The 24,939-nt window shown below is 71.3% G+C and carries 22 protein-coding genes, 1 pseudogene and 1 riboswitch; of the genes and pseudogenes, 9 read left to right on the forward strand and 14 right to left on the reverse strand.

From position 1 onward, the window contains the following. Nucleotides 1–33: 33 nt before the first annotated feature. The 4 genes from MUG78_RS09125 to MUG78_RS09140 are packed head-to-tail and all read right to left on the reverse strand — an operon-like array spanning nt 34 to nt 5,936. Complete coding sequence (locus tag MUG78_RS09125; RefSeq protein WP_246994054.1) at nt 34–672, reverse strand: alpha-ketoglutarate-dependent dioxygenase AlkB; 639 nt, start codon at nt 670–672, stop codon at nt 34–36. Nucleotides 673–709: 37 nt separating this feature from the next. Continuing rightward, the gene (locus tag MUG78_RS09130) at nt 710–1,909 is read right to left on the reverse strand and encodes a pyridoxal phosphate-dependent aminotransferase (protein WP_246994056.1); all 1,200 of its coding nucleotides are present in this window, start codon (nt 1,907–1,909) and stop codon (nt 710–712) included. A gap of 13 nt (nt 1,910–1,922) precedes the next feature. Beyond that, nucleotides 1,923–3,566 carry a DNA repair helicase XPB gene (locus MUG78_RS09135; RefSeq protein ID WP_246994058.1) on the reverse strand — a complete coding sequence of 548 codons (1,644 nt, stop codon included), beginning with the start codon at nt 3,564–3,566 and terminating at the stop codon, nt 1,923–1,925. Between the two features lie 45 nt (nt 3,567–3,611). Continuing rightward, nucleotides 3,612–5,936 (reverse strand): helicase-associated domain-containing protein, encoded by a 2,325-nt coding sequence (locus MUG78_RS09140; protein WP_246994060.1) that lies wholly within the window; start codon nt 5,934–5,936, stop codon nt 3,612–3,614. A 91-nt stretch (nt 5,937–6,027) separates the two neighbouring features. Between MUG78_RS09140 and MUG78_RS09145 the strand changes: the two genes are divergently transcribed. Then, entirely contained in the window at nt 6,028–6,210 is a 183-nt protein-coding gene (locus MUG78_RS09145; protein WP_246994062.1) for a hypothetical protein, read from the forward strand. 216 nt (nt 6,211–6,426) lie between these two features. Here MUG78_RS09145 and MUG78_RS09150 read toward each other — a convergent pair whose 3' ends face one another. The 3 genes from MUG78_RS09150 to MUG78_RS09160 all read right to left on the reverse strand — a co-directional run bounded on the left by MUG78_RS09150 (nt 6,427) and on the right by MUG78_RS09160 (nt 8,235). Continuing rightward, nucleotides 6,427–7,026, reverse strand: coding sequence for a transglycosylase family protein (locus MUG78_RS09150; protein WP_246994063.1), 600 nt, complete (start codon nt 7,024–7,026; stop codon nt 6,427–6,429). Between the two features lie 10 nt (nt 7,027–7,036). Beyond that, nucleotides 7,037–7,224, reverse strand: a riboswitch (cyclic di-AMP (ydaO/yuaA leader). 256 nt (nt 7,225–7,480) lie between these two features. Further along, entirely contained in the window at nt 7,481–8,029 is a 549-nt protein-coding gene (locus MUG78_RS09155) for a flavin reductase family protein (protein ID WP_246994065.1), read from the reverse strand. Beyond that, a complete protein-coding gene (locus MUG78_RS09160) occupies nt 8,026–8,235 on the reverse strand; it encodes a hypothetical protein (RefSeq protein ID WP_246994067.1) in 210 nt (69 codons plus the stop codon). The genes MUG78_RS09155 and MUG78_RS09160 overlap by 4 nt, the downstream gene beginning before the upstream one ends. Before the next feature lie 127 nt (nt 8,236–8,362). On the opposite strand from MUG78_RS09160, the gene MUG78_RS09165 reads away from it, so the two are divergent. After that, nucleotides 8,363–8,776, forward strand: coding sequence for a cold-shock protein (locus tag MUG78_RS09165; protein WP_246996943.1), 414 nt, complete (start codon nt 8,363–8,365; stop codon nt 8,774–8,776). A gap of 17 nt (nt 8,777–8,793) precedes the next feature. On the opposite strand, the gene MUG78_RS09170 is transcribed toward MUG78_RS09165, so the two are convergent. Both MUG78_RS09170 and MUG78_RS09175 read right to left on the reverse strand, forming a co-directional pair. After that, nucleotides 8,794–9,393, reverse strand: coding sequence for a DUF2771 family protein (locus tag MUG78_RS09170; protein WP_246994069.1), 600 nt, complete (start codon nt 9,391–9,393; stop codon nt 8,794–8,796). After that, nucleotides 9,360–11,372, reverse strand: coding sequence for an MFS transporter (locus MUG78_RS09175; protein WP_372493175.1), 2,013 nt, complete (start codon nt 11,370–11,372; stop codon nt 9,360–9,362). The genes MUG78_RS09170 and MUG78_RS09175 overlap by 34 nt, the downstream gene beginning before the upstream one ends. 109 nt (nt 11,373–11,481) lie before the next feature. Here MUG78_RS09175 and MUG78_RS09180 point away from each other — a divergent pair, with 109 nt between their 5' ends. Genes MUG78_RS09180 through MUG78_RS09190 form a run of 3 tightly spaced genes read left to right on the forward strand, consistent with a single transcriptional unit; the run spans nt 11,482 to nt 15,637 of the window. After that, complete coding sequence (locus tag MUG78_RS09180; protein WP_246994074.1) at nt 11,482–12,234, forward strand: DUF3027 domain-containing protein; 753 nt, start codon at nt 11,482–11,484, stop codon at nt 12,232–12,234. Beyond that, nucleotides 12,231–15,050 carry a sacsin N-terminal ATP-binding-like domain-containing protein gene (locus tag MUG78_RS09185; RefSeq protein ID WP_246994075.1) on the forward strand — a complete coding sequence of 940 codons (2,820 nt, stop codon included), beginning with the start codon at nt 12,231–12,233 and terminating at the stop codon, nt 15,048–15,050. Before MUG78_RS09180 ends, MUG78_RS09185 begins: the two co-directional genes overlap by 4 nt. Then, on the forward strand, nt 15,047–15,637 hold the full coding sequence (locus tag MUG78_RS09190; RefSeq protein WP_246994078.1) for a phosphatase PAP2 family protein: 591 nt from the start codon (nt 15,047–15,049) through the stop codon (nt 15,635–15,637). The genes MUG78_RS09185 and MUG78_RS09190 overlap by 4 nt, the downstream gene beginning before the upstream one ends. 36 nt (nt 15,638–15,673) lie before the next feature. Here MUG78_RS09190 and MUG78_RS09195 read toward each other — a convergent pair whose 3' ends face one another. Continuing rightward, nucleotides 15,674–15,922, reverse strand: coding sequence for a DUF2530 domain-containing protein (locus MUG78_RS09195; protein WP_246994080.1), 249 nt, complete (start codon nt 15,920–15,922; stop codon nt 15,674–15,676). Between the two features lie 82 nt (nt 15,923–16,004). On the opposite strand from MUG78_RS09195, the gene MUG78_RS09200 reads away from it, so the two are divergent. Beyond that, nucleotides 16,005–17,477 carry an NCS2 family permease gene (locus MUG78_RS09200; RefSeq protein ID WP_246994088.1) on the forward strand — a complete coding sequence of 491 codons (1,473 nt, stop codon included), beginning with the start codon at nt 16,005–16,007 and terminating at the stop codon, nt 17,475–17,477. A gap of 118 nt (nt 17,478–17,595) precedes the next feature. Here MUG78_RS09200 and MUG78_RS09205 read toward each other — a convergent pair whose 3' ends face one another. Beyond that, complete coding sequence (locus tag MUG78_RS09205; protein WP_246994090.1) at nt 17,596–18,825, reverse strand: GNAT family N-acetyltransferase; 1,230 nt, start codon at nt 18,823–18,825, stop codon at nt 17,596–17,598. A 59-nt stretch (nt 18,826–18,884) separates the two neighbouring features. On the opposite strand from MUG78_RS09205, the gene MUG78_RS09210 reads away from it, so the two are divergent. Beyond that, nucleotides 18,885–19,736 carry a TrmH family RNA methyltransferase gene (locus MUG78_RS09210; RefSeq protein WP_246994092.1) on the forward strand — a complete coding sequence of 284 codons (852 nt, stop codon included), beginning with the start codon at nt 18,885–18,887 and terminating at the stop codon, nt 19,734–19,736. A gap of 23 nt (nt 19,737–19,759) precedes the next feature. Here MUG78_RS09210 and sepH read toward each other — a convergent pair whose 3' ends face one another. The 3 genes from sepH to MUG78_RS09225 form a co-directional block, all read right to left on the reverse strand. Then, the gene (gene sepH, locus MUG78_RS09215; RefSeq protein ID WP_246994094.1) at nt 19,760–20,698 is read right to left on the reverse strand and encodes a septation protein SepH; all 939 of its coding nucleotides are present in this window, start codon (nt 20,696–20,698) and stop codon (nt 19,760–19,762) included. A gap of 149 nt (nt 20,699–20,847) precedes the next feature. Beyond that, complete coding sequence (gene serC, locus MUG78_RS09220) at nt 20,848–21,981, reverse strand: phosphoserine transaminase (RefSeq protein WP_246994100.1); 1,134 nt, start codon at nt 21,979–21,981, stop codon at nt 20,848–20,850. 156 nt (nt 21,982–22,137) lie between these two features. After that, nucleotides 22,138–22,824: an SLC41A family transporter gene (locus MUG78_RS09225; RefSeq protein WP_246994101.1), complete on the reverse strand. Its 687-nt coding sequence runs from the start codon at nt 22,822–22,824 to the stop codon at nt 22,138–22,140. Nucleotides 22,825–22,962: 138 nt separating this feature from the next. Between MUG78_RS09225 and pdxH the strand changes: the two genes are divergently transcribed. Further along, a complete protein-coding gene (gene pdxH / locus MUG78_RS09230; RefSeq protein WP_246996945.1) occupies nt 22,963–23,631 on the forward strand; it encodes a pyridoxamine 5'-phosphate oxidase in 669 nt (222 codons plus the stop codon). Between the two features lie 2 nt (nt 23,632–23,633). Next, a pseudogene (locus MUG78_RS09235) lies at nt 23,634–24,925 on the forward strand (MFS transporter). Nucleotides 24,926–24,939 lie beyond the last annotated feature (14 nt).

Below are 24,939 nucleotides of genomic sequence, written 5' to 3' on the forward strand. Positions count from 1 at the left end.
TTCGCCGGCGGCAGCGGTGGCGCTCAGCGACGCTCAGAGCACGCCGGGTGGGCGGAACTGCACCGACATCCGCGGCCCGGCACCGGGCGCCTTGGGGACAGCGTGGTCCCAGGTGCGCTGGCAGCTGCCGCCCATCACCAGCAGGTCGCCGCTGCCCAGTGTGAAGCGCAGGGAGCGGCCGCCGCCGCGCGGGCGCAGTGCCAGCACGCGCGGTGCGCCGAGGGAGACGATGGCGACCAAGGTGTCCCGGTAGGCGCCGCGGCCGATCCGGTCGCCGTGCCAGGCGACGCTGTCGCGGCCGTCGCGGTACAGGCACAGGCCCGCGCTGGCGAAGCCCTCGGGCAGCGCCGACCGGTAGTGGTCGGTCAGGGCGGCGCGGAGCTCGCCCAACAGTGGATCGGGCAGGCGAGTGTCGGCCGGGTAGGCGGCGGTCAACCGCGGTACCGGCAGCGTGGCGTCGTACATGCGGACCTGCTCGGCGCGCCACGGCACGGACCGGCGCAGCCGGTCGAACAGGCCGACGGTGCCGGTGAGCCAGCCGGGCCGCAGATCCACCCACGCGTCGGCGGCGAGCGCCCGACGGGTGATGCCGGTCGCCAGCGGGTGCACGGTCGGCGCATCGTCGGCCGTCGCGGGGATGTCGAAGAGCGAGTCCTGGATGCCCGTGCTCATGGCGCCAGCATACGCCACGTATCGAACGGACGTTCTACTATCTCGCCGGGGTGCGCAGTCGGCGGGCGGCTTCGACGATCACGTCGTCCTGTTTGCAGAAGGCGAAGCGGACCAGGTGGTCCCACTGTGGATTGGCGCGGTCGTGCCCCGGGGCCGGATCGACGAAGGCGCTCGCGGGCACCGCGGCCACCCCGACGCGGGCGGGCAGTGCCCGGCAGAGGGCGGCGCCGTCGGTGTAGCCGAGCGGCCGCGGATCGGCCAGCACGAAGTAGGTGCCGTCGGTGGAGTGCACGCCGAAACCGGCGTCGGCCAGCGCCGCGGACAGGGCCACCTGCCGTCGGGCCAGGTCTCGCGTCTGGTCGGCGACCCACGCCGATTCGGTGCGCAGGGCCAGGGCCACCGCAGGCTGGAACGGCCCGCTGCCCACGTAGCTCAGATACTGCTTGGCGCCGCGGGCGGCGGCGACCAGGTCGGCGGGCCCGCTGATCCAACCGACCTTCCAGCCGGTCACGTGGAAGGTCTTGGCGGCGCTCGAGATGCGCAGGGTGCGCTCGGCCATGCCGTCGAAGGTCGCCAGCGACCGATGGGTGCGCTCGCCGAAGACCAGATGCTCGTAGACCTCGTCGGTGATCGCGACGACGTCGTGCGCGATGCACAGGCGCGCGATCTCGGCGAGTTCGTCGTCGGTCAGCACCGTGCCGGTCGGGTTGTGCGGCGAGTTCACGATCACCGCGGCCGTGTTCGAGGTGAACGCGGCGCGCAGGGCATCCAGATCGAGGCGGAAACCGTCGCCGTCGGGCACCAGCGGGACGGTGCGTCGCACGGCCCCGGCCAGCGCCACGGTCGCGGCGTAGGCGTCGTAGTACGGCTCGATCATGATCACCTCGCGGCCCGGCTCCACCAGTCCCAGGACGGCCCCGGCGATGGCCTCGGTGGCGCCGACGGTGATCAGCACCTGCGTGTCCGGGTCGTACTGCAGGCCGTAGTCGCGGGCCTGCTGCTCACTGACCGCCTCCCGCAGCGCCGCCACGCCGATTCCCGGCGGGTACTGATTGTGGCCGGTGGCGATGGCCTCCTGGGCCGCGGACAGCATCGAGGCGGGCCCGTCGGTGTCCGGAAAGCCCTGGCCGAGGTTGATGGCGTCGTGCCGGGCGGCCAGCGCCGACATCTCGGCGAAGATGGTCTCGGCGAACGGCTGCAGGCGCCCGACGAGGGGCGCCGACTGCTCCTGGGTCATGGGTGCTCCCGTCTCAGACCAGCGGCAGATCGCCGGCGTCGATGATCCGGTAGGCGTAGCCCTGCTCGGCCAGGAAACGCTGGCGGTGCGCCGCGTAGTCGGCGTCGAGGCTGTCCCGGGAGACCACCGAGTAGAAGTGCGCCTGGCCGCCGTCGGCCTTGGGGCGCAGCAGGCGGCCGAGGCGCTGGGCCTCCTCCTGTCGGGACCCGAAGGTGCCCGAGACCTGGATCGCCACCGAGGCCTCCGGGAGGTCGATGGAGAAGTTGGCCACCTTGGAGACCACCAGCGTGTCGATCTCGCCGCGCCGGAACGCGTCGAAGAGCTTCTCCCGCTCGGCGTTGCGGGTGGACCCCTGGATCACCGGGGCGTCGAGCTCGCGCCCCAACTCCTCCAGCTGGTCGATGTAGGCGCCGATCACCAGGGTCGGCGCACCGCGGTGCTGCTCCAGGATCGAGCGGACCACGCGCAGCTTCGAGTGGGCGGTGGAGCAGAGCTTGTACTTGGCGTCGGCCTCGGCCACCGCGTACTGCAGGCGCTCGTCGTCGGACATGGTCACCCGGACCTCGACGCAGTCGGCCGGGGCGATCCAGCCCTGCGCCTCGATGTCCTTCCACGGGGCGTCGTAGCGCTTGGGTCCGATGAGGCTGAAGACGTCGCCCTCGCGGCCGTCCTCGCGGACCAGCGTCGCGGTCAGGCCGAGACGACGGCGCGACTGCAGATCGGCGGTCATCCGGAAGACGGGGGCGGGCAGCAGATGCACCTCGTCGTAGATGATCAGGCCCCAGTCGCGGGAGTCGAACAGATCCAGATTCTTGTACTCGCCCTTGGATTTACGCGTCATCACCTGGTAGGTCGCGATGGTGACCGGGCGGATCTCCTTGCGCTCGCCCGAGTACTCGCCGATCTCGTCCTCGGTCAGCGTGGTGCGCGCGATCAGCTCGCGCTTCCACTGCCGTCCGGCGACGGTGTTGGTCACCAGGATCAGCGTGGTGGCGCCGGCCTTGGCCATGGCGGCCGCGCCGACCATGGTCTTGCCCGCGCCGCAGGGGAGCACCACCACGCCCGAGCCGCCCGCCCAGAACGAGTCGGCGGCCATCTGCTGGTAGTCGCGCAGCTCCCAGTCGTCCTGCGCCAGGTCGATGTCGTGCGCTTCGCCGTCGACGTAGCCGGCGAGGTCCTCGGCGGGCCAGCCGATCTTGAGCAGCACCTGCTTGAGGCGGCCGCGCTCGGACGGGTGCACCACCACGGTGTCGTCGTCGATGCGCGCGCCGAGCATGGGGGCGACCTTCTTGTTGCGCAGCACCTCCTCGAGGACCGCGCGGTCCAGGGAGATCAGCACCAGACCGTGCGCCGGGTGCTTGGCCAGCTGCAGGCGACCGAACCGGCCCATGGTGTCGACGATGTCGACCAGCAGCGGCTGCGGCACCGGGTACCGCGAGTAGGTGACCAGGGCGTCGACCACCTGCTCGGCGTCGTGGCCGGCCGCCCGCGCGTTCCACAGCGCCAGCGGGGTGACCCGATAGGTGTGCACGTGCTCGGGCGCGCGCTCGAGTTCGGCGAACGGAGCGATCGCGGCGCGCGCGGCACCGGCCTGCGGATGGTCGATCTCCAGCAGTACCGTCTTGTCCGATTGAACGATGAGGGGTCCGTCAGTCACATGCCCATTGTCCAGGTTCGACGCGCCGCGGCCACCCGGGGTGCGTCACAGCAGTTCGAGGCCGGTGATCCGGTGCAGGAGGAAACTCGCATCGTCGGCTTCGTCGGAGGCGCCGATGAGCTGGCCGGCCTGCAGTGCCTTCGGCTTCACCAGATGTCGGCTGGCCGCGCCCTGGGCGTCGACGTAGCCCAGCCGCACCGACCGCCCGGTGCGCAGCGCCAGCTGGATCAGGGCCGTCGTGTTCTCGTCGCCGCTGGTCGTGATGGACGAGCGTGGCACCTGCTCGGCGCGGTCGGCGGCGCGCAGCCGACCGACGATGGTCTCGGCCTGCCCGAGGCCGAGTTTGCTGCGACGCCGCGGCAGTCGGGCACTGCGCGCGCGGGCGGCTACGCGGACGCCGCGGCTGCGCAGATCCACCAGGGCGCCGCTGGAGTCCTCGCCGGCCGGCACGAAACCGCCGCGCCGCAGGGCGTCGACCACCTCGCGCACCGGTGCCGGGGACACGGCGACGGTCGCGGCGAGGCCGCGCAGGGCCACCTCCGCGGCCGCGTCGCTGCGCAGCACCTCGGCCAGCAGCGCCGGATCCTCGCACCGTACGAAGGCGGCGGCGACCCCGACGCGCAGGCTGCCGTGACTGCGCGCCACGTCGTCGACGAGGAAGGTCAGCGACTGCGGCACCGGCGTGCGGGAGCGGGCCTCGAGCAGGGCCTTGATCTCCGCGCCGGACCGCCCTGCGTCGAACGCGCGACGCAGGCTGCTCTCGCTGATGCGATACACCGAGGCCGCGCCACCCGATTCGAGGTCGGCGATGGCCTCCACCTGGTCGGCCAGCTCGGCCGTCATCGGTCCGGGGACCATGAGGGTCAGATCGGCCTGGACCAGGAAGTGCTCCACCGGCGTCGGTAGCGCGGTGAGCATGGCCGCCAGGATCGCGGCGGCCGCGTCGTCCTCGTCGTCGCTTCCGGCCAGCAGGAGGCGAGCGGGCGCGGTCAGGGCGCCGTGCGCCACTAGTCCGAGATCGCGGGCCTCGGCGAGGGTCTCGCCGACGAATCGCCGCGTCCACCGGCGCAGGTGCCGCGGGTGTCGCCAGGCCAGGTTCGCGACGAGGGCGTCGACCTCCACGGGGGCGGCCTCCGGTGCCTCCGCCAGCAACTCGAGGACCTGGCGTCGGGTGACGGGTGCGGTGGCGTCGAACAACTCGCTCGACAGGGCCGCGAGGGTGTTGCCGTCGCGGTCGGTGTCGCCGATCTGCCAGGGCCGACGATTCAGGTCCAGCCAGGCTTGGGCCAGACCGTGCCACTTCCGTTCGGCCGTGCTGTGCAGCCACGCGTCGACGCCGACGGTCGGCGCGAAGACCGGTTCGCCGGTGGCCTCGGCCGGTTCGGGTTCGGGGTGGCCGGAGTCCAGGAGGCGGTGTGCGGCCAGGATCTCCACCAGAAGACCGACTCGCGCCACCGGCAGCCCGGTGGCCTTGGCCAGCCGCCGCAGTTCCCGGATGCCGAGGCCGCCGGACTTCAGAATGGCGGCCGGGTGCTGGCCGAGCACCTCGAGCAGGGTGGCGCTGTGGCGGATCAGTTCCAGGGCCTCGCCGGCGCCTGCGGCATCCACGTCGGCCGGGCCGAAGCGGCCGGGGCCGTCGCTCATCGGCGGGGGTGCCAGCACGGCGGTCGGCAGCGGGGGCTCGCCGCGGAGCAAGCGGCCGACCATCGGGACCAGTTCCACGGTCTGCTCGTCGATCCGGGCCAGCAGGCCGGCGCGGATCAGCCGGGGGACGGGGGCGTCGGCATCGGCGTCGGGGGCCGCGTCGCGGCTGCGGCCCAGCGGGGAGCCGACGGTGAGCGTCGCCAGCAGTTCACGCGGCCGTTCGTCGAGGCCGTCGATCACGTCCTGAATCTGCTCGGGTGTGGCGGTGGCGAGCGGGCCCACCAGGTGGTGTCCGCGCCAGGGGAGTGCGGCCGGGAGATGGATGCCGGCGATCCACGCCGGTTTGCGTGCGGTGCCCGCTCCCGAATCCCAGATCAGGCCCTGGGCAACCAGATCGGCCAGGCGGGCGTCCAGGGCCGGTCGTTTGAGTCGGCGGCCGAGGGCGGCGACGAGTTGATCGCGGGTCACCGGTCCGATCACGTCGTTGCGCGCGGTGTCCGAGCCGCACTCGAGGAAGGCTTCGATCACCGCCACCGTCGCCAGGTCCAGACTCTCCCCGGCCTGTGCGATCGACGACGCCGACAGGGCACGCTGCGCCAAGACCGCCGTGCCGCGCGGCGGGGGCGAGGCGAGGTCGCCGCGCCGCGTCAACAGGGCGGCGAGGTCGGCATCGGAGCGGTCGGCCAGCGTCTCGGCCAGGCCGCGCAGGGAGCTGTCCGTTCTCATCCGGACAATCCTACCGACGTGGTCTTCGCCACCGACCCCGGCTTTCCCGGTCCCTGCGCCGGTGCCTCGGGACGCATGGCACAATGAGGCCGTGGCTAAGAAGAATACTTACGTGGACAATGGCTGGCCGGATGTGGCGGTAGAGGATCACGCCGTCACCGAGTTCACCGCGCATCTCGCCGGTGCACTGTCGCCGTTCGGCAACGAGAACCCGTTCCCGGTGCCGGCGAGCGAGCTGCCCTTCATTCAATCGCACACCGTCATCAACCGCTGATCCGGAACTGACGAGCGAAACCCCGTGCCTGAGTAGGCACGGGGTTTCGGCGTGTCCAGAGTCGGTCCGGCGCGGAATCGATCGGTCTGGGCGCCGTCGCCCGAGGGCTGCAGTCCGCTCGACCGATACCGCCGCCCGGCAGATGCACAGGAACCCCGCACCGATGGTGCGGGGTTCCTTGGTCTGTGCGCCGGTGTCCGGCGCGGCCGACTCGGATCAGAGACCGAGCAGGCCCTTGTTGTCGTTGAACAGGTCCAGCTGGCCCTGATCGAGCTTGTAGCCCGACTTCGCGAGGGCATCGGCGGCCGAGCGCAGTTCGGGGCTGCCGGCGCGTGCCTGCGAGATGGCGTCGTTGGTGTCCTTGGCGTCGTCGGCCTTCGGTGCGTCCGCGCGGTCCTTCAGCTTCGGCAGCGACGGGGTCGACGGCGTGGCCGGGGCCTGGCGGGGGGTGTGGCCGGACAGGCCGACACCGCACGACGGCCAAGCGCCCTTGCCCTGGCTGGCGAGGACGCGCTCGGCGACCACGATCTGCTCGGCCTTGCTGGCCTGGTGGGCGCTCGGGGCGAACTGGCCGCCGCCGTGGCCGGTCCAGGTGCTCGGGCTGAACTGCAGGCCGCCGTAGTAGCCGTTACCGGTGTTGATGGCCCAGTTACCGCCGGACTCGCACTGTGCGACGCGGTCCCACTCGGCGTCGGTCGCGGCCGAGGCGTTGCCGCCACCGAGGAGCGCGGCGCCGCCGCCGAGGACTGCGGAGGTCAGAGCGACCTTCGCGACGGTCTTGCTGGACATGAACGACTGCTTAGCGTGACGTGCCATTGCTGTTTGAGTTTCCTCTCTCCACGCGCCTGCGAAGTGAGCTGTCGGGTTCGAGCTGAGAGGTGCTCGGTCCGGTCCGGGAGGCCCGGTCTGGACTTAACCCCAAGGCGATCCGTCGGTGACGGTCCGCCGGTATCCGGAGGGATGGTGGGTCCCCCGCCCTCGTTCCTGAACTGAATTGTTCGGTGTACCCGGTGGCGGAACGAGGTTGGGCGCGACCGCCGGGTGATGTGTATTTGTCGGTGCCCGAGGGCGACCGGAATGAACACTACGTAATCCATTCGGGGGAAGTCACCTAGTCGGAAGGAGGGGTTTTTCCCCTACCTACTGGCCGGTTTCGGCCTGTTTCGGTATCTCCGCAGTTCACGGTGCTGATGGTCGTCCCGTAGCCGGTTCGTTATCTCCCCGTGATGTGACTAAGGTCACAACCAGATTGAGGCCCGGGCCACGCGCCTCACGCGCCGTCGAGGGCGCGGCGGGCTTCCAGTGCTCGGAACGTGCTCGCGTGGAAGACCAGCGGCTCCACCGTCGGATCGCTGCGCAGCGACTGGATCTCCAGCAGTACGACGGTGTGGTCGCCGGCCGGCAGCTCGCCGGCGACCGTGCAGAGCAGGTGAGCGGTGCCGCCCGGGATGAACAGTGCACCGCTGGAGAGGGCCACCGGGCGCACCCGGGCGAACCGTCGGTCCGGGTGTCCGGCCAACTGGCGGGCCAGGTCGCCCTGGTGCTCGGCGAACACGCTGACACCGAGTTCGTCCGCGTCGCGCAGCAGCGGCCAGGTGGCCGACTCGTGGCGTACCGCCACCGACACCAGGGGCGGATCGAGGGAGACGGTGGTGAACGAACTCGCCGCCATGCCGATGTCGGTGCCCGCCGGGAAATCGGGACCGTCGACCGTCGTCCGACGGCACACGGCCACGACGCCGGACGGGAAGCAGCTGTACGCGCGTTTGAGCGCGCCGGGGTCGCCGACCGGCACCAGCGGCGACGGTCCGTCGGTCATCGGCTGCGACGCCCGGAGATCAGGGCGAAGACGAGAGCCAGCAGCAAGCCGATGGGTGCGCCCATCGCGAGGATGTAGGTGAGGGTCACGATCGCCTGATTCGACTCGCGCACCGCGGGGAACAGCAGGGCGATGCTGGCGACGAATCCGATGACGACCAGGATCACGGCCGTGGGCAACAGCGCCGAGGACTTCTGGGTCTGCATGAGATCCACGGTAGTCCGACGCGTACCATCGGTCGAAAGTGCGCCTCGAGCTCGCCCCTCGGACATCTGCAGTGGCGGGCGGGGCGCATTCTGATGAGTTGGTCCGAGCAGTTTGAAGGTGAGCACTGTGCCGAGCGGTCACGTGAAGTGGTACGACCCCGCCAAGGGGTTCGGTTTCCTGTCGCAGGAGGGCGGGGAGGACGTGTACGTCCGTTCCTCGGCGCTGCCCGCGGACGTCGACGCGCTCAAAGCCGGCCAACGGGTCGAGTTCGACATGGCGGCCGGCCGCCAGGGACCGCAGGCGCTGCGGGTCACCGTGCTCGACGCGGCGCCCAGCGTGGCGCGCAATGTGCGGGAGAACCAGCGGGCGGCCACCAAGAAGCACACGCCCGACGAACTGCACGGCCTGATCGCCGACCTCATCACCCTGCTCGAGGGCAAGGTGCAGCCCGATCTGCGCAACGGTCGCTACCCGGACCGCAAGACCGCTCGGCGTATCTCCGAGGTGGTCCGCGCGGTGACCCGCGAGCTCGACCGCTAACCGGTCACGAGCTTTCGCTACGCGGTGCCGCGGATCTCGCCCAGCACTGTCTCGTTCGTCACCGAGAAGCCCTTCGGCCGGGTGTCCACCGCGTAATGGCCGCGGAACGGGATGGTGCCCTGCCCGGATTCGAGACCGTCGGGCGCATCCTCGACCACGGCGGAGAACGGCTTCACCTCGATGCCCAGGAGCACGCGGTGCTGCGTGGACGGCAGGATCTCGGTGTACGCGTCGCCGGTGGTCTTGATCCAGGTCACCGGCTGGATGCCGCGGGAGGTGGCGTAGAGCGCGGTAAGCGTCCACGGCTTGGTCGCGATCTCCGACGGCACCGACAGCACCAAGCTCTCGTCGATCGGCACCGGGAACACGGTGACCGGCAGTGCGGCGAGTTGTTCGAGACTCAGGTACGCGGGCCGGCAGGCGTCCATCTGCAGAGTGCACCAGTACGACGGTGACACCTGCTGATACTCGGTGCCCGCTGCCACCGAGATCTTCGGATCGGTCTCGGGCATCGCCCGCACCAGGAGGGCGGTGGCGACGGCGATGACGATCACCATGACCGCGCCGACCGCGGCCAGAATGGTCAGCGCCTTCTTATCTGCGGGCTGCAGGGACACCGGGGGACCTCACTGTCGTAGTTGCCGGGACGTTCTCTGGGTGGGACGTATCTGGATAGGACGTTCTCGGGGGTGCCCGGACTAGTCGGGCGGTGCCGACGCTGCGGTCGGTGACGGGCGGGCGGGCGGTATTCGGGGCGGGAGAAGGACGCGCCAACCGCTGCGCGGCGGTGGGCTGCTCGGACGGAGCGTCGTCGATCGGGAAGGGACGCGTGGATGCGGGGCCCGGGGAGTGGGCACCGTGGCGAAGCCCGCGGTGTGAGGCGGGCTCGGTGGAACGTCGTCACGACGACGCCCGGCACCAGGGTGGCGCCGCGACTGGTCATGACGGTCTGGGCGAAACCGGCCGCCATCAGGACCGCGACCACGGTGAAGCCGATCCACAGGGTGGTGGGCAGAACCACGCCGAGACTGGCGCCGAGCACCCAGCACAGCTGGAGGACGGTCTCGGAACGACCGAAGGCCGACGCGCGGGAGGCCTCGGGCAGGTCGTCCTGAATGGTGGAGTCCAAGCAGACCTTGGCGATCGCGCTCACACCCGAGGCGATCAACGCCGCGACGACCACCATCAGCAATGAGCCGAAGATCGCGGTGAGCACGGCGGCACCGGCCGCCGCACCGGTGCTGGCGACGATGATGCGCGGCGGGTGCTTGAGTTCCAGTCGGGTGCCGATGCCGTTGCCGATACCGTTCCCGATACCGGCGGCGGCGCCGACGGCGCCGAGCATCATCAGCTGTGCCCAGCCGCTGGAGCCGGACTGCGCCTTGGCGTAGAACGCGATGTAGAGGGTCAGGAAGCCGGTGAGGATGCGGATGGTGCCGTTGCCCCACAGGCTGGTCACCACGGTGCGACCGAGCGGCTGGCGCATGGTGGCCGCGAGGCGGGCGGACAGTCGGCCGCGGCCGCCGGTCGCGGCGTCGGCCGGGGCCGACTCCTGCTCGCCGTCGCGGTAGGTGAGAGTGGTGGGGACTTCGCCCTCGGTCACCTCCACCCAGGCCGGGATCTTCATGCAGAAGTACGCGCCCACGATCGCGAGCAGGCAGAGGAAGACCATCGCGCCGGGGATGTGCAGGGGCAGCCAGGTGCCCAGGATCAGGTCGATCGCGGCGGCCAGGCCGCCGGCGACGATGGTGCCGAAGATCAGCCCGAACATGGTGAGCCGGGAGTTGACGCGCACCAGGTCGATCGTCGGCGGGAGTACCCGCGGCGCGACGGCGGACTTGAGAACGCCGAACGATTTCGACAGCACCATCAGTCCCAGCGCGCACGGATAGAGGATCCACGGCTTGTACTGCATCTGGTGGGTCACCGGATCCCACGACGAGTTCACGATGATCAGCAGGGCCAGGACGGCGCGCAGCCCGAAGGTGGTCGCCATCGCGATCCGGCGCCCGTGCTGCAGCTTGTCGAGCAGCGGGCCGATGAGCGGTGCGATCACCGCGAAGGGAGCGATGGTCAGGGCCAGGTACAGGCCCACGTTGACCTTCGACTCACCGGTCGCGGCGGCGAAGAACAGGGTGTTGGCGAGCGCGACGGCCATCGCCGCGTCGACGGCGTTGTTGGCGATCACCGGCATGGTGAGGGCGGTGAGTCCGGAGCGGTCGGCCCCGTCGGCGGTGGCGGCGCGGTGCACCATGTCCACGCCGCGGCCGGCGAAGTACTTGGACCGGCGCGCCATCACGCGCATCACGGTCACCTTCTCCGGCGGCACGTAGTCGGTGCGGCGTCCGTGGGTGGGCGGCGCCGCAGCGGTCGCGGGATCGTCGATGACCTGGGTGTCCGGGTCGTCGAGCGGCGGCAGATGTCGATTCTGGGTGCGCGGGGCGGCGGGGTCCCGCCGGGCGGCGGATAGCGCCGGGTGCGGGGTCGGCCGGATAGTTGCGCCAACCGGGTGATCGCCGCTGAATCGGGTTCGGGTCGGCGGCGCGCGAAGGATCCCCGGATGGTCCGGGTTCTCGCGCGCTGATCGGGAAGCCACGGCTCGATTGTTCCCTATCGTGCCGACGACGCGGCGCATGGGCGTTCCGGGGCGTCGCGGATACGCCCTCAACGTGCATTTCGCTACCTCGCTGAGGCACACTGAGGGGGTGAGTGTGGCAGCACAGGCGACCCTTTTGGAGCAATCCGAGCAGATCGCACGACAGGTACTGGTGGCCGACGGGGAGCAGCCCGGCGAACACCTGGGGGCACGACCGGAAGGCGAGTGGGCTGTGGCCCACAGTTTTGCGGCGCAGGTTCCCGGGTACGGCGGCTGGCACTGGTGCGTGGTCTTGGCCGCAGCCCCGGGCTCGGACGAGGTGACCGTGTCCGAGGTGGTCCTCCTTCCGGGCGATGGCGCGCTGCTGGCCCCGAACTGGGTGCCGTGGGCCGAACGCATCTCCGCGGGCGACCTGGGGCCCGGCGACCTGCTGGCTGCGCCGCCGGACGATCCGCGCCTGGTGCCCGGCCAGACCGACACGCTCGACGTGGACCCGATCGACGCCGACCAGGTGGGCCAGGCGGCCGCCGAGATCGGCCTGGGTCGTAAGCGCCTGCTGTCGTACGAGGGCCGCGCCGAGGCGGCGCAGCGCTGGCACGACGGCGACTTCGGCCCGGAATCGGCGATGGCGCGCAACGCCCGCTACTCCTGCAGCACCTGCGGCTTCTTCCTGCCTCTCGCCGGTGCGCTGCGCGCCGAGTTCGGCGTATGCGCCAACGAGTTCGGCGCCGACGGCCACGCCGTCCCGCTCGATTACGGCTGCGGTGCGCATTCGGATACCCCGATGCCGCCCGGCGGCCAGGGCAGCCCGGCCTTCGAGGCCTACGACGACGGTGCAGTGGAGATCGTCGAATCTCGATGACGCCGTCGGCGGCGCGTCTGCACCCGGCCGATCCGTTCGGTACGGCCGCGCTGCGTGCGGCGACCCTGTCTGCTTGGCGCGATTCGCCGACTCGGCTCGCCGAGGACGTCGCCGCCGAGGCTGAACTCCGGCACATCGGGTACCGCGACCGCTGGTTCACCGAGCTGGCCGCGAACGCCGCCGATGCGGCGCTCGCCGCACCGGCGCCCGGACGGATGCGGGTGGTGGTCGACGGCGCGCAGGTCCGGATCGCGAACACCGGTGCCCCGCTGACCCGCGCGGGCGTGCAGGCCCTCACCGCGCTGCGCGTGTCCCCAAAAGGTATGTCCCCGAAAGCGGACGAGCCCGCTGCGATCGGCCGTTTCGGGGTCGGATTCCGCGCCACGAGCTTCGTCGACCGCGTCGATCTGCTGTCCACATCGGGGGCGATCACCTTCGACCGCCAGGCGACCGCGGCGGCGGTGGCGGCGCTGCCAGTCGACGCTCCCGACGTACCCGCTCAACGCCTGGCGTGGCCGCTGACCGCGGCGCCGAGCCCCGGCTATGCGACCGAGGTGGTGCTGCACTGCGCCGACGAGACCCAGGCGCAGACGCTCGCGGCGCACGCTGCGGCGGAGGCTGAGGACCTGCTGCTGGCGCTGTCGGCGCTGGTCGAGATCGTCGTCGACGACACCGCGATCACCCGCCGGGTGGACGGCGACCACGTGGTGATCGACGTCGACGGCCATCCGCACCGTCGGTGGCTGCGCAGCAGCGCGGGCGGGACGCACTGGCTGGTGCCGGTGGTCGACGGACGACTGCAGCCGCTGACCGACGACGTGCTGCGCAGTCCCACGCCGACGCAGATCCCGCTGTCGTTGCCGGCCCGCCTCGTCACCGACCTGCCGTTGACCCCGGATCGCCGCGGACTGCACCCGGACGCCGATCTGGCGACGGCCGCGGTCGGCTACACCGCGCTGGTGGCGGCCGCACCGGACGACCAGAAGCACCTGCTGGTTCCCGCCCCGGCGTTCGCCGCCGGCGCCGAGGACGCACGGCTGCGCACCGCGGTGCTAGCCACGCTCGCCGCCGACCGCTGGGTGCCCGGCGTCGACGGCCGCCGACTCGCGCCGGAACGGACGCTGGTGCTGCGCGGGCTCACCCCCGACTTGGCCGACCTGCTCGGCGACGTGCTCGAACCGCTCGCCCATCCGCTGGTCAGCGACGGCCCGGAAGCGGCGGCCGTGCTGCGCCTGGGCGCGGAGGAACTCGGGTTGGCGCAGCTGGCCGACGTGCTGTCCGGGGTCGACCGCCTGCCGTCGTGGTGGGGTCGGCTGTACGCGGCGCTCGACCCGCTGGTGACCGGCCCGGACGCCGTCGCCGAACTGGGGGCGCTCCCGATTCCGCGCGCCGACGGACGCAGCCACCGCGGCGTTCGGGGTGTGTTCGACGTCGACCTGCCCGCCGACGACGAACTGGTACTCGACTGGGTGCCGACGGTGCACCCGGCCGCCGCGCACCCGCTGTTGGAGCGGCTGGGCTTGGAACGCTTGACCGTCTCGCAGGTGCTGGCGCATCCGGGACTGGAGCAGCGGGTGGCCGACGCGGACGAGTTGTCGGACACCGAGCACGAGGAACTCGTCGACGCGGTCCTGCGTCTGCTCGACGCGAGCGACGCGGAACCGACGGTGCCGACCTGGCTGGGCGCGCTGGACGTCCCCGACTCCGAGGGTGAACTGCGCCCGGCCGACGAACTGCTGCTGCCGGGCAGCCCGCTGGCGTCGGTGCTGGCCGCCGACGCGCCGCTGGGCGTGATCGACGCGGACTTCGTCGCGGCCTATGGCGCGCGCCCGCTCCGTCGACTCGGCGCGGGGTGGGGCTTCACCACGGTGCACGACGACCTGCCCACCGCCCCCGACCACGACCTCGACGGCGAGGCCGACTGGTGGGACGGGCTCGAGGTGCCGCCGGAGGCCCTGCGTGCGGTCCGCGACCTGGACTTGGTGGCCCCGGACCGCTGGGGCCGGGCCCTCACGCTGCTGGCGCAGGACCCGGACATCGCCGCGGACCTGGCCGACCCGGACGGCTACACCGTCTGGTGGCTGCGGCGGCACGCCGAACCGATCGCGGGGACGCCGTTGCGCCGGTGCGCCGCCCCGGACACCGACAGCTGGCGCGGCCTGTTCGACCCGCTGGACCATCCGTCGGCGGCGGCCCTCACCGCGCTGCTGGTCGGCGCGGAGCCCGACGACACCGACGACGCCGACGGATGGCTGGCTGCGCTCGCCGACCCGGCCCGCCCCGTGCCGCCCGGTGTCGCCGCCCGAGCGCACGCCGCCGTGGTGCAGGCCTACCGGGCCGGCCGCGTCAGGCTGGACCGACTCGACCCGCCGCTCGGGCTGCGCACCCTGGCCGGATCGGTCAGCTCCGACGCCGTGGTGCTCGACGCGCCGTGGTGGGTGGCGGTGGTGCCGCCGGCGGACGCCGTGCTGGTCGGCGCGCACCCGGAAGCGCGCTCGGCGGCCGACTTCGCCGCGTTGGTCGACGCCCCGCTGGCCTCGGAGACGCTGTCGGTGCACGTGGTCTCCGTCGGACGCTTCCTGGATCCGGAGTCCGGTCCGGCGCTGCGGCTGGCGGCCGCCACCGGCTGGGGCCTGTCGGGGCCGCTGGTGGCGCACGACGCGCTCGTCGTCGCGGTTTTCGACGACGACGACGCCGAACGGCGCGTCCGCGTGCCACGCTGGCGGGACACCGCGGGCACACTGCACGTGGAGCACTGCGTACCGTGGGATCCCACCGGACCCGATCCCCGTCGACCGCGAGAGGAAACGCCGTGAGCTTGTCGCCCTTCGGTTTCGACCACAGCACTCTCGACTGGGTCCTGTCGGTGCGCGCCGAGCCGTGGAATTCGCTGTGGCAGATGGTCACCGTCTTCGGCGACACCCTCACCCTCACGCTGGTGGCGATCGGCGTGTTCGTCCTCGCCTGGGTGGGCGAACGGATCGACCTCGCCGCCCTCATCGCGTTCGGCGGCGTCTCCGGCTACCTGGTGATGGTGCTGCTCAAGAGCGTGTTCGGCCGGGCGCGACCGCCGGTCGCGGACCGGCTGATCGACATCGGCTCGCTGTCGTTCCCCTCCGGTCACGCCATGATGTCGACGGTGATCTTCGGGTTGACCGCGGTGATCGTCTACCGGCTCTACGTGTGGGTGCGACTGCACCCGGGCGTGCTGCTGCTGGCGCCCGGAGCGGCGTTGATCATCGGCGCCTCCCGGGTCTACCTCGGCGCGCACTGGGCGTCGGACGTGCTGGCGGGCTGGGCGCTCGGGCTCGTCTGGCTCGCGCTGTGCCTGCTGGCGCACAAGCAGATCGTGCGTTGGGTGCAGTTGCGCACCGAGCCGCCGGTCCGCGTCTCCCGGAACTGACGCCCGCAGAAAGCGGACGCGCGCCGCGCTGCCGCGTCAGTCGAGTCCTTCTTGCGCGCCCTTGCTGCCGCGGCGCACGGCCGTCCGCTGGACCAGTACGATCGCGGTGCCGACCAGGCCGACGGCCAACCCCACCCAGCACACCGTCAGCGCCCGATCCGGCCCGATGTCGGTGACGGCGACGACGATGGTCGCGATCAACCAGGCGAGCATGCCGCCGACGATGACCGGCTCGGGTGCGCGCAGTCGCGCGGGCAACTCGGGGACTGCAGTCGGTTCGGCCATGCCATTACGGTAGCTTCTCCCGGGTAGGCACCCGATTTCCGTCGGGAATTTCCAGTCCACGAGCGGCAAGGATGGTCGGCGCATGAGCGAGACGACGGACGAGGCGAGCCCGGCGCAGAAGCCGCCGGCGTCGGACCGAATCGCCGCGTACTTCAAGATCGCCGAGCGCGGCTCCACGTACGGCCGCGAGGTGCGGGGCGGTCTGGTCACCTTCTTCACGATGGCCTACATCGTGGTGCTGAATCCGATCATCATCGGCGGCATCGCGGGCGACGGCCGCAATGCCGACATCAACGGTGACGTGTTGCCGATGGTGCAGGTGGCGGCGGTGACGGCGCTGGTCGCGGGCATCATGACCATGCTGATGGGCCTGGTGGCCAACTTCCCGTTCGCCATCGCCGCCGGCCTGGGCATCAACAGTCTGCTCGCGGTGACGATCGCCCCGGAGATGAGCTGGCCGGCCGCCATGGGGCTGGTGGTGATCGACGGCATCATCATCGTGATCCTCGGTCTCACCGGTTTCCGGACCGCGGTGTTCAACGCGGTGCCGCCGGAACTCAAATCGGCGATCGCCGCCGGCATCGGCGCGTTCATCGCGTTCATCGGCCTGGTCGACTCCGGCTTCGTGTCCCGCACCGAGGGGGGACCTCCGGTGCAGCTGGGCGTGGACGGTTCGGTGGCGACGGTGCCGACCCTGCTGTTCGCCGTCGGTGTGCTGCTCATGGGCGTGCTGACCGTTCGCAAGGTGCCCGGCGCGCTGCTGATCGGCATCGTCGTGATGACCATCGTGTCGCTCATCGTCGAGGCGATCTGGAACGTCGGCGGTCGGTCCGACGACAACCCCGGCGGCTGGGCCATGAACACCCCCGGGTCTCCGGACAGCTTCTTCGGTCTACCCGACCTCACCCTGGTGGGCCAGGTGGACCTCTTCGGCGCCCTCGAGCACGTCAGCGTGCTGATCGCCGGCATCTTCGTCTTCACCCTGGTGCTGTCGAACTTCTTCGACGCCATGGGCACCATGACCGGTATCGGCAAGGAAGGCGGCCTGACCGATGAGAAGGGCAACCTGCCGGGCATCGGTAAGGGCCTGGTGGTCGAGGGTGCGGGCGCCATCGTCGGCGGCGGCGCGTCGGCGTCGTCGAACACCGTCTTCGTCGAATCGGCCGCGGGCGTGGCCGAAGGTGCGCGCACCGGCCTGGCCAACGTGGTGACCGGTCTGCTGTTCCTGGTCGCCATGTTCTTCACGCCGCTGTACGAGATCGTGCCGATGGAAGCGGTCACCCCGGCGCTCGTCGTGGTGGGCGCGCTGATGATGGCGCAGGTCCGCGACATCGACTTCAGTCGGTTCGAGTACGCGCTCCCGGCGTTCCTCACCATCGTCGTGATGCCTTTCACCTACTCGATCGCCAACGGCATCGGCGTCGGCTTCATCGCCTGGGTGGTGCTGGCCTCGGCGCGCGGCAAGTGGCGCACGGTGCACCCGCTGCTGTGGGTGGTCGCGATCCTGTTCGTGCTCTACTTCGCCCGCGGACCCATCTCCGACCTGGTCGGTTAGCGCCAGCCCCCGCGCACGCCGACCGCTCGCGCGACAGCCGTCCGTTCCCGCGAGACGATGCCGGTCCCGCGGGCCTCGCGCGGGCCCGCGGGACCGGCATGCTCTCGCGGGAGTCGACCTAGAAGTAGGTGCCCGCGAACGGGGCCCGGTCGACGGCGAACATCGCGTCGAGCAGGTCGGCGGTGGCCGGGGAGTCGCACTCGATGCGCCCGGCGGTCACCAGTTCCCGGGCGGGCGTCCCACCGGTGTACAGCGAGCTCAGCGTGGCAACGCTGAGCGCCGCGCGCGGCAGCCCGTCGGTCGACGAGGACACCCGCTCGGCGACGCCGCGACCGTCCACCACGTCCAGGCGGTACGTGCCGCCGCGCCCGTCCCAGCCGTCGGACACCTCCAGGAGGACCGCGCCGTCGGTGCCGTAGGTGCGCGCGGACAGCGCCGCCGCCACGTCGAGCAGCGAGACCCACAGTTCGTCGGTGCGTCCGGTGACCCGGACGGCGCGCGCATTGTGCAGCTGCAGGCCGAGCGTGTCGTCGACCGGGACCTTGGCGCTGATCGAGGTGACCAGATCCAGGCCGGTGAGGACCCGCCACAGATCGGTGTGCGCCTGGTCGGTCACCGCGACGAACTCCTCGACGGTGGCCGACGCCTCGCGGGCATCGATCCGATAGGCGGCGTACCCGTCGGCGTGCAGCAGGTAGTACAGGTCCGTGGTCTGCGAGTTCCGGCGGAAGCCGCGGTCGGCCAGGATCGACGGCCACCACGAGTCCGGGCGGTGCACCGCGCCCGGCCGCGTCGCGGCCCAGCGCGCATGCAGCTCGGGGATACGCGCGGCGATCTGGTCCGCGGTGCCGTACCGGACGCGGGAGTCGGCGGGCGCCTCGGTGCGCCACGCCACGGCGCTCGGATCCACGGTGACGGTCTCGGCGAAGCACGCCGGACCGAAGCCGAAGCGCTCGTAGATGCCGCCCTCGGAGGCGGTGAGGATGGCCAGCGGCAGCCCGGCGGCGCGCCACGCGGCGAACTGCTCGGTCAGCATGCGGCGCAGCAGTCCGCGCCGCCGGTGCGTACCCGCGACCGACACCCACGACAGGCCGCCGGTCTCCAGGCACGCCCCGCCGGGCACGGTCAGCGGCAGCTGGAAGTACAGGGAGACGGCGACCAGCGGGGCGCCGTCGCTGCCCTCGTCGCGCACCACCAGCGAGTCGGTGACCCGCCCGCGGAACTCGGCGACCTCGGCGTCCGGCAAGGGCGCGGGGAGGGCGAAGGTCCGCGCATCGAGCGCGATGATCTCCGGCCAGTCGGCGCTGCGGGCGCGGCGCATGGACAGGGGCGACGGTTCACTGGTCACTCTGCCGAGTCTGCCAAACGGCTTTGGAGCGCGTACAGGCGATGTGGAACGGTGGTCTGGTGCAGCACGCTCTCGCCGTCGACGTGATCGATGTGACCGATCCCGACGACCCGCGCGTCGACGACTTCCGGGACCTCAGCGCGGTGGATCGACGACCCGATCTGGCGGTCCTGCCCGGCGGGGAGGCGGGCAAGGGCCTGGTGATCGCCGAGGGCGTGACCGTGACCCAGCGGATGATCGCCTCCCGCTTCACGCCGCACGCCTTCCTCGGCGTGCCCAATCGGTTGGCGCAGCTCTCGAACGACCTTTCGCACCCGTCGCTCGCGGGCGTTCCGTTCTATCGCGTGAGCGCCGACGTGATGGCCGCGATCGTCGGCTTCCACCTCAACCGCGGCGTGCTGGCGGCGGCGCATCGCCCGGCCCCGCTGACGGTGGCCGAGGTGCTCGCGGACGCGCGCACCGTGGTGGTCCTGGAAGGGGTCAACGACCACGAGAACATCGGCAGCATCTTCCGCAACGCCGCGGGTCTGCACGTAGACGCACTGATCTTCGGCGCCGGATGCTCAGATCCCTTGTACCGCAGGAGCGTTCGCGTCTCGATGGGACACGCGCTGCTGGTGCCGTTCGCACGTGCCGACGCCTGGCCCGACGACCTCGACACGGCGGCGCGGGCCGGCTTCTCGCTCGTCGCGCTCACCCCGGGGGAGGGTTCGGTACCGCTCGACGCCGCCGTCGACGCCGACCGCATCGCCTTCCTGGTCGGTGCCGAAGGGCCGGGGCTGACCGCGGAGACCATGGCGCGGTGCGACGTCCGGGCGCGCATCCCGATGAGCCGCGGCACCGATTCGCTGAACGTGGCCACGGCCGCGGCCATCGCCTTCTACGAGCGGACCCGTCGACTGCAGGCCTGACGGACGACTAGTGCCCCGTGGCACTAGTCGTCGTGACTGCGCACGCCGAGAAGCACGTCCTCCCAGGCGGGGACGGCCGGCTTGGCGCGCTTGGCGCGGTGACGGCTCGCTCCGGAACGCTCATCGGCCGTGGCGCCGTCGCCCGACTGGTGCTCCTCGTCGGCAGTGCGGAGGTTGTCGTAGGCCTCGGCGGCCGGTGCCGTCGAGTACTGCAGGTCCAGAATGTCGGCCAGCGGCGGCCGCGGACGCTCCGGCGGGCGAGACTGCTGGGCGTCGATCAGCGAGTCCGCGTCGACGGTCACCTCCTGGTGTCCGTCGGGCCGGAACTCGCGCCGCGGCTCGGCAGGCACCGCGGCCAGTCGGGTGCGGCGCGCGGCGCGGGAGAGTGCGGGGTCGGTCAGCTCCACCGCGAGCTCGTCGATCGGATCGGTGGTGCCGCCGTAGGAACCGGGCAGGAAGCGCCAATGGGCGAACTGCTCGTCCGGGCCCTCGTAGAAGGACACCTGGACCACCCAGTCGCCGTCGTCGGCCTTCCAGGAGTCCCAGCGGGCGTCGGCGGGGACTTCGCCGCGCAGCACGAGGCATTCGGCGACGAGTTCGCCGAGGGTGGCCGGATTCGGGCCGTCCATGTCCATCGGGTGCGAGGCCCGGGCCAGTTCGGCGGCGCGGGCGCGTTCGAGCAGCACCGGGTGGGCGTACCGCTCGATCTTGCTGACCGAGACGCCGGCGATCTGCGCGAGTTCGTCCACCGACGCGCCGGCCCGAATCCGCGACTGGATCTCGCGCGGACGCAGTGCGGCGTCGCCGCTCACCGGGATCTGGCCGAGCTCGGTGGTGTCGGCACGAGCGGCGGCCCGCAGGTCGTCGTCCGCGCGGATACGGAAGTGTTCGTCGGTCTCCCGATCGATGCAGACGACGTACTGTCCGTCGGACTCGACGCGCAGCACCTCCAGTTCACGCATTCGATCCTCCTCCGGTGGCCGGTCCGCATAGGCGACGGTTGAGGACCAGCCTAGCCGACCTCGGTCGCCCTGACCGGCGGACACGACGAGCAAGCGCAGGTCGCCCCCCGTGCGGGGCGACCTGCGCTTGTGTCCATCGTGGGTCCGCGTCAGAGGCGTTCGACGATGTAGTCGATCGCCGCGGTGAGGGTGGAGACGTCCTCCGGCTCGATGGCGGGGAACATGCCGATGCGGAGCTGGTTGCGGCCCAGCTTGCGGTACGGCTCGGTGTCGAGGATGCCGTTGGCACGCAAGGTCTTTGCGATGACCGCGGCGTCGACGTCGTCGTTGAAGTCGATGGTGCCGACCACCTGGCTGCGGTGCGCCGGATCGGCGAACGGGGTGGCGAAGGAGCTGGCGTCGGCCCAGTCGTAGAGGCGCGAGCTGGAGTCCGCGGTCCGCGCGACGCACCAGTCGAGGCCGCCGTTGGCGTTCATCCACTTGATCTGGTCGGCGAACATGATCAGCGAGGCCACGGCCGGAGTGTTGTAGGTCTGGTTCTTGCTGCTGTTGTCGACGGCGGTCGGCAGCGACAGGAACTCCGGGCACCAGCGGTCCGAGGCGCCGATCTCGGCGACCCGCTCGAGCGCGGCCGGGCTCATGATGGCGACCCACAGGCCGCCGTCGGAGGCGAAGCTCTTCTGCGGGGCGAAGTAGTAGACGTCGGTGGCGCTGATGTCGACGGGCAGACCGCCGGCACCGGAGGTGGCGTCGATGGCCACGAGGGCGTCACCGGCGGCGGCCGGGCGCACCACGGGCACGGCCACACCGGTGGAGGTCTCGTTCTGCGCCCAGCCCACGAGGTCGATGCCCTCGAAGTCGGCGGCGGTCAGCGCGGCCGGATCCGGCGCGGTGCCCGGATCGGTGGAGATCACCTTCGGGTCGGCCAGGAAGGGGGCCTTCTTGGAGACGGTGGCGAACTTCGACGAGAACTCGCCGTAGGTCAGGTTCAGGGCGCGCTCGCGGATCAGGCCGAACGCGGCGGCATCCCAGAAAGCGGTGGTGCCGCCGTTGGAGAGGACCACCTCGTAGCCGTCGGGCAGCGAGAAAAGGTCGGTGAGGCCGGACCGGATGTCGCCGACCACGTTCTTCGCCGCGGCCTGACGGTGACTGGTGCCCATGATCGAGGCGCCGCCGTCGACGATCGCCTGCAACTGTGCCGGGCGGACCTTGGAGGGGCCGCAGCCGAAACGGCCGTCGGTGGGCAGGAGTTCGGCGGGCAGCGTGATCTGCGAATCGGTCATGGACAGTAGTTTACGGCGTGATCGAGGCGACAGCAGGTCGGGGATCGGCGACGACCGTTCGCCTGCCTCCGCCCGCCGGGCGGCGTCCACGGCGGGAGCGGGATCCGTCCACTCCTCGGAGCATCCGGGGGAGTCGGGTGATCGGAGGTGGGGGCGTCAGTACTGCGCGGGCGGCGTACCGATCGGAGCGTCGGCGAACCACGACTTCGCCGAGTCGGTGGCCCACAGCAGGATCGGCACCGCGATGGTCGCCACGAGACCGATGCAGGTCACGGCGAGCAGCGCGGCGATCACCGTCGCGAGGATGCGCACGTTGTTGGAACGTTGAGTCAAGAGTGCGATACCGGCGCCCAGGGCGGCCACCACGATGACGAGCGAGATGATCGTGCCGATGATCGAGCCGAGGACGTAGGCCCCGTCACCGACCGTGATGCCGGTGTCCATCAGACGACTGGAGAGGGTGCCCAGCAGACCCAGTGCGCCGAGGACGATCAGGATGGCGCCGGCGCTCACCACGGAGCCGGGTCGACTCGTCGGCCCCTGCGGTGCGGGCGGGTAGGCGCCACCCGGGAAAGGCTGACCCCCGAACTGCTGACTCCCGTACGGCTGACCCGGATAGGGCTGGGCCGCGTACGGCTGGCCTGCATACGGCTGACCCCCGAACTGCTCACTCCCGAACTGCTGCGCCTCCGGCGCCGGGCCGCCATAGGACTGGGTGCCGTCGGGCTGGGAATCGTACGGCTGGCCGGGAAGGGCCGTGTTGCCGATCTGGGTGCCGGCGTACGGGTCCACCGGCGGGGTCGGGTCCGAGGACTCGGGCGTGCGGTCGTCCGGGTAGGTCATGGTGCCTGCTCCTCGCATGCCCGGGCCAGGCGCTGTGTCGACGGTTCGGTCAGCAGTATGCCGGATCACCGAAGAAATGCGCCCGGTAGGACGCGCAGTAGGATTCGGGCGGTGAGCGAGCATCTGGACCTGCCGAGCATGCGGGTCGGTTACGGCGCGGCCGATTCGACCGGCGCGGACGGCGTCGTCGAACATCTCGATACGACGTGGCTGACCGGCGATCCGCCGTGGCCGGCGCTGTTCCAGCGTTGGCTCGGCGAGGCGGTGGCCGCGCAGATTCCCGAACCCAACGCGATGGTGCTGGGCACCGTTGACGCCGACGGCCGCCCGGCCACCCGCACCGTTCTGTGCAAGGGCGCCGATGCCGACGGCGTGGTCTTCTTCACCGGCTACGACTCCCGCAAGGGACGGGCACTGGCCGCGAATCCCGTTGCGTCGGTGACCTTTCCGTGGATCGCGATGGAACGACAGGTCCACTTCCGGGGCCGCGTGGTGAAGGTCGATCCGGCCGAGACACTCGCCTACTGGCAGGCGCGTCCGCGTGGTTCGCAGCTCTCGGCGTACGCCTCGCAGCAGTCCGAGCCGATCGGCTCGCGCGCCGACCTCGTCGCCGCGGCCGCGGCCGTGGCCGCCGAGTTCGGCGGCGTCGACGGCCAGACCCCGGTGCCGGTGCCGCCGCACTGGGGCGGCTACCGACTGGAGCCGGTGAGCGTCGAGTTCTGGCAGGGGCGCGCCGATCGCCTGCACAACCGGGTGCTCACCGAGGACACGGGCACCGGCTGGACCGTGCAGCGCCTGCAGCCCTGACCATGGCGCGGATTTTCGCCGACACTCGACCGCTCGCGGTCGCCAACTTCCGGCGTCTCTGGTGGGCCAACATCGTCACCGTCATCGGTGCGCAACTCACCGTCGTCGCGGTCCCCGCGCAGATCTACGCGATCACCGGCAGCTCCGCGTACGTCGGACTGACCGGACTGTTCGGGCTGGTGCCGCTGGTGGTCTTCGGGCTGTGGGGCGGCTCGCTCGCCGACGTCTTCGACCGCCGGAAGATCCTCATCGTCACCACACTCGGGTTGATCGGCACGGCCGTGCTGTTCTGGCTGCAGGCCTTCGCCGACTGGAACAACGTGTGGTTCCTGCTGGGACTGTTCGCCGTGCAGCAGGCGTTCTTCGCGGTCAATCAGCCACCCGGACCGCGGTGCTGCCGCGCATCCTCGACGACGAGCTGCTGCCGGCCGCGAACTCGCTGAACATGACGGTGATGCAGGCCGGTGCCATCGCCGGACCGCTGGTGGGCGCGTCGCTGATCCCGGTCCTCGGCTTCTCCCTGCTGTACCTCGTGGACGCCGTCTCGCTGCTGGCCACCCTGTGGGCGGTGCTGGCGCTGCCGTCGCTGGTGCCCGAGCGGGCCGACGGCGCGAAACCGACCACTCCCGGACTGAAGTCGGTGATCGACGGCCTCGCCTACCTGCGCCACCACCCGGTACTGCTGGCCTCGTTCGTGGTGGACCTGATCGCGATGATCTTCGGCATGCCGCGCGCGCTGTTCCCGCAGGTGGCGCACGAGAGCTTCGGCGGCCCCACCGACGGCGGCATCGCGTTCGCGTTGCTGTTCATCGCGATCCCGCTCGGCGCGGTGCTCGGCGGCGTGTTCTCCGGCTGGGTGTCGCGGGTGCAGCGGCAGGGCCGGGCGGTGGTGATCGCCATCCTGATCTGGGGCGTGTCCATCGCGGTGGCCGGTGGCGCGCTGTTCTTCGCGAACGGCAGCATGCTGCCGGTGCTCCCGATCGTGGTGGTGGCGCTGATGGTCGGCGGCGCCGCGGACATGGCGTCGGCGGCGTTCCGGCAGACCATGCTGCAAGCCGCCGCCAACGACGACGTCCGCGGCCGACTGCAGGGCGTGTTCATCGTGGTGGTGGCCGGCGGCCCGCGCATCGCGGACGTCACCCACGGTGCGTCGGCGGCGATGGTCGGCACGGCGGTCACCTTCGCCGGCGGCGGCGTGCTCACCGTGGTGTTGACGGTGCTCGCCGCGCTGGCCTTCCCGCTGTTCTGGCGCTACCGGGTCACCACGCGGGGCGAGCCGGTCGTCGAACGCTGACCGCGGTACTGCTC

Source organism: Gordonia alkaliphila (assembly GCF_023017165.1).
Taxonomy (GTDB): Bacteria; Actinomycetota; Actinomycetes; order Mycobacteriales; family Mycobacteriaceae; genus Gordonia; species Gordonia alkaliphila.

What these genes read in the sequence shown, in the direction of transcription:
- MUG78_RS09130 (WP_246994056.1), bottom strand. Translation starts at nt 1,909, where the DNA reads ATGACCCAGGAGCAGTCGGCGCCCCTCGTCGGGCGCCTGCAGCCGTTC.
- MUG78_RS09125 (WP_246994054.1), bottom strand. Translation starts at nt 672, where the DNA reads ATGAGCACGGGCATCCAGGACTCGCTCTTCGACATCCCCGCGACGGCC.
- MUG78_RS09200 (WP_246994088.1), top strand. Translation starts at nt 16,005, where the DNA reads ATGAGCGAGACGACGGACGAGGCGAGCCCGGCGCAGAAGCCGCCGGCG.
- MUG78_RS09140 (WP_246994060.1), bottom strand. Translation starts at nt 5,936, where the DNA reads ATGAGAACGGACAGCTCCCTGCGCGGCCTGGCCGAGACGCTGGCCGAC.
- MUG78_RS09150 (WP_246994063.1), bottom strand. Translation starts at nt 7,026, where the DNA reads ATGGCACGTCACGCTAAGCAGTCGTTCATGTCCAGCAAGACCGTCGCG.
- MUG78_RS09185 (WP_246994075.1), top strand. Translation starts at nt 12,231, where the DNA reads ATGACGCCGTCGGCGGCGCGTCTGCACCCGGCCGATCCGTTCGGTACG.
- MUG78_RS09225 (WP_246994101.1), bottom strand. Translation starts at nt 22,824, where the DNA reads ATGACCTACCCGGACGACCGCACGCCCGAGTCCTCGGACCCGACCCCG.
- sepH (WP_246994094.1), bottom strand. Translation starts at nt 20,698, where the DNA reads ATGCGTGAACTGGAGGTGCTGCGCGTCGAGTCCGACGGACAGTACGTC.
- MUG78_RS09155 (WP_246994065.1), bottom strand. Translation starts at nt 8,029, where the DNA reads ATGACCGACGGACCGTCGCCGCTGGTGCCGGTCGGCGACCCCGGCGCG.
- MUG78_RS09160 (WP_246994067.1), bottom strand. Translation starts at nt 8,235, where the DNA reads ATGCAGACCCAGAAGTCCTCGGCGCTGTTGCCCACGGCCGTGATCCTG.
- pdxH (WP_246996945.1), top strand. Translation starts at nt 22,963, where the DNA reads ATGCGGGTCGGTTACGGCGCGGCCGATTCGACCGGCGCGGACGGCGTC.
- serC (WP_246994100.1), bottom strand. Translation starts at nt 21,981, where the DNA reads ATGACCGATTCGCAGATCACGCTGCCCGCCGAACTCCTGCCCACCGAC.
- MUG78_RS09195 (WP_246994080.1), bottom strand. Translation starts at nt 15,922, where the DNA reads ATGGCCGAACCGACTGCAGTCCCCGAGTTGCCCGCGCGACTGCGCGCA.